Source organism: Pseudomonas sp. PS01298 (assembly GCF_029959745.1).
Lineage (GTDB): Bacteria > Pseudomonadota > Gammaproteobacteria > Pseudomonadales > Pseudomonadaceae > Aquipseudomonas > Aquipseudomonas aylmerensis.
Window position 1 is genome coordinate 1 of record NZ_JASCPP010000211.1, and the last position, 4201, is coordinate 4201.

At 63.5% G+C, this 4201-nt stretch carries 5 protein-coding genes; 4 read left to right on the forward strand and 1 reads right to left on the reverse strand.

Features of this window, described 5'->3' with window-relative positions; genetic code table 11:
* The coding region (locus tag QMX97_RS31710; RefSeq protein ID WP_282398222.1) for a hypothetical protein at positions 1–384 on the forward strand (384 nt) is incomplete at its 5' end.
* Here the strand turns inward: QMX97_RS31710 and QMX97_RS31715 are convergent.
* Positions 381–848 carry a TIGR02444 family protein gene (locus QMX97_RS31715; protein WP_282398223.1) on the reverse strand — a complete coding sequence of 156 codons (468 nt, stop codon included), beginning with the start codon at positions 846–848 and terminating at the stop codon, positions 381–383. The two genes, QMX97_RS31710 and QMX97_RS31715, sit on opposite strands and share 4 nt — an antisense overlap.
* 50 nt (positions 849–898) lie before the next feature.
* Between QMX97_RS31715 and QMX97_RS31720 the strand changes: the two genes are divergently transcribed.
* The 3 genes from QMX97_RS31720 to QMX97_RS31730 all read left to right on the forward strand — a co-directional run bounded on the left by QMX97_RS31720 (position 899) and on the right by QMX97_RS31730 (position 4104).
* On the forward strand, positions 899–2809 hold the full coding sequence (locus tag QMX97_RS31720; RefSeq protein ID WP_065902402.1) for an ATP-binding cassette domain-containing protein: 1911 nt from the start codon (positions 899–901) through the stop codon (positions 2807–2809).
* Positions 2809–3381 carry a mechanosensitive ion channel family protein gene (locus tag QMX97_RS31725; RefSeq protein ID WP_065902400.1) on the forward strand — a complete coding sequence of 191 codons (573 nt, stop codon included), beginning with the start codon at positions 2809–2811 and terminating at the stop codon, positions 3379–3381. The genes QMX97_RS31720 and QMX97_RS31725 overlap by 1 nt, the downstream gene beginning before the upstream one ends.
* Positions 3382–3471: 90 nt before the next feature.
* On the forward strand, positions 3472–4104 hold the full coding sequence (locus QMX97_RS31730; RefSeq protein ID WP_065902398.1) for a LysE family transporter: 633 nt from the start codon (positions 3472–3474) through the stop codon (positions 4102–4104).
* The last annotated feature ends 97 nt before the right edge of the window (positions 4105–4201 follow it).

Consider the following 4201-nt stretch of genomic DNA (forward strand, 5'->3'; position numbering starts at 1 on the left):
GCTAAAACCGCTGCTGCGAAACCAGCCGCCAAGCCAGCCGCTAAACCTGCTGCTGCAAAGCCAGCCGCTAAGCCAGCTGCTAAAACCGCTGCTGCAAAACCAGCCGCCAAGCCAGCTGCCAAACCTGCTGTTGCAAAACCGGCCGCCAAGCCAGCTGCTAAACCTGCTGCTGCAAAACCAGCCGCCAAGCCAGCCGCTAAACCTGCTGCTGCAAAGCCAGCCACTAAGCCAGCTGCGAAACCCGCTGCAGCCAAGCCAGCTCCGGCAAAGCCAGCGACCCCGGCAGCACCTGCGACTACCGCAGCGTCCAGCGCTCCAACCGCACCGACCAGCAGCACTCCTGCACCGGTAGCGCCAAGCACCACCCCAACCAGCGCTTCCTAAGCGCCGGTGGCCGCGACGCGCAGCTGCTGCAGCGCGTTGTGGTCAAGGTTGGCGGCATCCTCAGCCGCCAGTCCTTCAAGCCATCGCGGTTGCCCCGCCACGTCATCACCCGGCCATGCTTGCGCCAGCGCTTCCAGACGCTTGAGCAGCGTGCGTTCGGCATCCAGTTCCAGGGCCTTGACCCGTTCGCGTAACGCCGCTACTGCCTCATCCTGCTGCGCCATGGCCCGCCATTGTGTGCGCACGTGCCGTAACGGTCCGACCACCTGTGCCTGCCAGGGCCCGGCAATCTGTTTCAGCGCCAGGATGCGTTCGGGTGTCGGCGCTACAGCGCGCCGTTCCAGCCACGCGCCGCAGAGCAACAGGCACACATCTGCACCTTGCGCCTGCATGCGCAGGCAAGCGGCTTCGCACCCTGGGCGGGCGTAAGTCGAGAGGGCAAAGCTCCACAGGTCAGCGCACATATTCACACCCAAGCCAGCGGCCAACGAAGCTGGTAGACTCCGCCGCCATTATGATCCGACTTCAAAGCCTAACATTACAGCGTGGCCCGCAACGTCTTCTTGAAGACGCCGAGCTGACCCTGCACGCCGGTCACAAAGCCGGCCTGATCGGTGCCAACGGCGCCGGCAAATCCACGTTGTTCGCCTTGTTGCTGGGTGAGCTGACCCCGGATTCCGGGGACTGCCTGCTGCCGGCTGACTGGCGCATCGCCCACATGCGCCAGGAGATCGACACCCTGGACCGCATCGCGATCGACTACGTGCTCGATGGCGACCTGCGCCTGCGCCAGGTGCAACACGACCTGGCCGAGGCCGAGAAAGCCCAGGACGGCGCGGCCCAGGCCCGCCTGCACTCGGAACTCGACAGTGCCGACGGCTACACGGCCGACGCCCGCGCCCGCAAGATGCTCGCCGGGCTGGGTTTCACCAACGAACAGATGGACCGCCCGGTCGCCGACTTCTCCGGCGGCTGGCGCATGCGCCTGAACCTGGCCCAGGCGCTGATGTGCCCCTCGGACCTGTTGCTGCTCGATGAACCGACCAACCACTTGGACCTCGATGCGATCCTATGGCTGGAAGATTTCCTCAAGAGCTACCCAGGCACCTTGCTGCTGATTTCCCACGACCGGGATTTCCTCGATGCCGTGGTCGACAATATCGCCCACGTCGAACAGAAGAAAATCACTCTCTACCGTGGCGGCTACACTGCGTTTGAACGCGCGCGCGCCGAGCGCCTGGCCCAGCAGCAACAGGCCTACGAGAAGCAACAGGCGCAACGTGCGCACATGGAAAGCTACATCGCCCGGTTCAAGGCCCAGGCCACCAAGGCCCGCCAGGCCCAGAGCCGGATCAAGGCCCTGGAGCGCATGGAAGAGCTGTCGGCGGCCCACGTCGATTCGCCGTTCGATTTCGTGTTCCGTGAGTCGGTGAAAATCTCCAGCCCGCTGCTCGACCTTTCGGATGCACGCCTGGGTTATGGCGACAAAACCATCCTGGAGAAGGTCAAGCTGCAGCTCACGCCGGGTGCACGCATCGGTTTGCTCGGGCCTAACGGTGCAGGCAAGTCGACGCTGATCAAGAACCTGTCCGGCGAGTTGCAGCCCCTGGCCGGGCGCCTGACCCGTGGCGAGAACCTGGTAGTGGGCTATTTCGCCCAGCATCAGTTGGACTCCCTCGACTCCAAGGCCAGCCCGTTGCTGCACCTGCAGCGCCTGGCGCCGACCGAGCGCGAGCAGACCCTGCGCGACTTCCTCGGCGGTTTCGACTTCCGTGGCGCGCGCATCGATGAGCCGGTGCTGAATTTCTCCGGCGGCGAAAAAGCCCGCCTGGCCCTGGCCTTGATCGCCTGGGATCGCCCGAACCTGCTACTGCTCGACGAACCGACCAACCACCTGGACCTGGAAATGCGCCTGGCGCTGACCATGGCCTTGCAGGAGTTCAGCGGTGCGGTATTGGTGGTGTCTCACGATCGCCACTTGCTCAAGAGCACCACCGACAACTTCCTGCTGGTGGCGGATGGCAAAGTCGAAGAGTTCGACGGCGACCTGGACGACTACGCGCGCTGGCTGACGGATTACCGCCTGCGCAACGCGCCGGTCAGCAACACCCCGGTCAACCCGGACAAGACCGACAAGAAAGCCCAACGCCAGGCCGCTGCTGCGTTGCGCCAACAGTTGGCGCCGCACAAGCGTGAAGCCGACAAGCTGGAAGCCGAGTTGGGCAAGGTGCACGAGCGCCTGGCCAAGATCGAGACCAGCCTGGGCGACAGCGCCGTGTATGAGGCTGCGCGCAAGGATGAGCTGCGCGACCTGCTTGCCGAACAGGCCAAGCTCAAGGTGCGTGAAGGGCAACTGGAGGAAACCTGGATGGAAGCCCTCGAGTTGCTGGAAACCCTGCAGGCGGAGCTGGAGGCGCTGTCCTGATGGAAGCGTTGCAGCTGCCGATACCGACGCAATGGGTCGAGCCCGTGTGGATCGGTGTGCAAATCCTGTTGATCCTGCTGGCCGGCTACCTCGCCCAGCGCTTTGTCGCTAAGGGGCTGACGCGCCTGGGCGAGCGCTACCCGCTGCCGCCGCAATTGCTGATGCCGCTGCGCGGCGGCTTGCGCTGGCTGATCATGGGCAGTGCGCTGATCTTCGTGCTGGGCCGCCTGGGAGTGTCGGCCACGGTGTTGTGGACCGCGCTGTCGGGGTTCGTGGCGGTGGCGGCGGTGGCGTTCTTCGCCATGTGGTCGGTGCTCTCCAATCTGCTGTGCGCGATTCTGATCTTCACCGTCGGGCCGTTTCGCCTCGGTGATATCGTCGAGCTGGTGGATACCGTCGACAAACCCGGCGTGAAGGGCCGGGTGGTGGCGATCAACCTGCTCTACACCACGCTGGTCGAAGTAGCAGAAGCCGGCACCGACAGCGCGATGGTGCAGGTCCCCAACAGCCTGTTCTTCCAGCGCTCGGTGCGGCGTTGGCCAGGGACTCACGTGTTCCCCGGCGATCGCTAGTATTCGCATCTTGTAAAAAAATCTATAGCCAGCCTTTGGTCGGCGGAGTTAGCTTTAGGCATAACCGCTAACTCTTCCCTGAGGTGTGTAATGGCACTCGACACATGGCTGGCCTTTTTCGTGGCCAGTTGGATCATCTCCCTTTCCCCCGGCGCCGGTGCCATCGCGTCGATGTCCAGCGGCCTGCAATACGGTTTCCTGCGCGGCTATTGGAACGCCATCGGCCTGCAACTGGGCCTGGCGATGCAGATTGCCGTGGTAGCGGGTGGCCTGGGAGCGATTCTGGCGGCATCGTCTACCGCGTTTTATGCGATCAAATGGTTCGGCGTGGCCTACCTGGTGTACCTGGCCATCAAGCAATGGCGTGCCTTGCCCATGGACATGAGCGAAGACGCGACGATACGCCCGATCGGCAAGCCGATGGCGATGATGTTCCGTGGTTTCCTGGTCAACGCCAGCAACCCCAAGGCCTTGGTGTTCATGCTGGCGGTACTGCCGCAGTTCGTGAACCCGCAGGCGCCGCTGCTGATCCAGTACCTGATCCTCGGCGCGACCATGATCAGCGTCGACATGATCGTGATGGCGGGCTACACCGGGTTGGCCTCGAAAGTGTTGCGCCTGTTGCGCACACCGAAGCAGCAGAAACGCATGAACCGCACGTTTGCCGGGTTGTTCGTGGGCGCGGCGGGTTTCCTCGCCAGCTTGCATCGCGCAACGGCGTAACTGACGAAACCGGAAAAAAAATGTGGGAGCGGGCTTGCTCGCGAATGCGCAGTGTCAGTCACCAGATGTATTGACTGATCCACCGCATTCGCGAGCA

What these genes read in the sequence shown, in the direction of transcription:
- QMX97_RS31715 (WP_282398223.1), bottom strand. Translation starts at nt 848, where the DNA reads ATGTGCGCTGACCTGTGGAGCTTTGCCCTCTCGACTTACGCCCGCCCA.
- QMX97_RS31720 (WP_065902402.1), top strand. Translation starts at nt 899, where the DNA reads ATGATCCGACTTCAAAGCCTAACATTACAGCGTGGCCCGCAACGTCTT.
- QMX97_RS31725 (WP_065902400.1), top strand. Translation starts at nt 2,809, where the DNA reads ATGGAAGCGTTGCAGCTGCCGATACCGACGCAATGGGTCGAGCCCGTG.
- QMX97_RS31730 (WP_065902398.1), top strand. Translation starts at nt 3,472, where the DNA reads ATGGCACTCGACACATGGCTGGCCTTTTTCGTGGCCAGTTGGATCATC.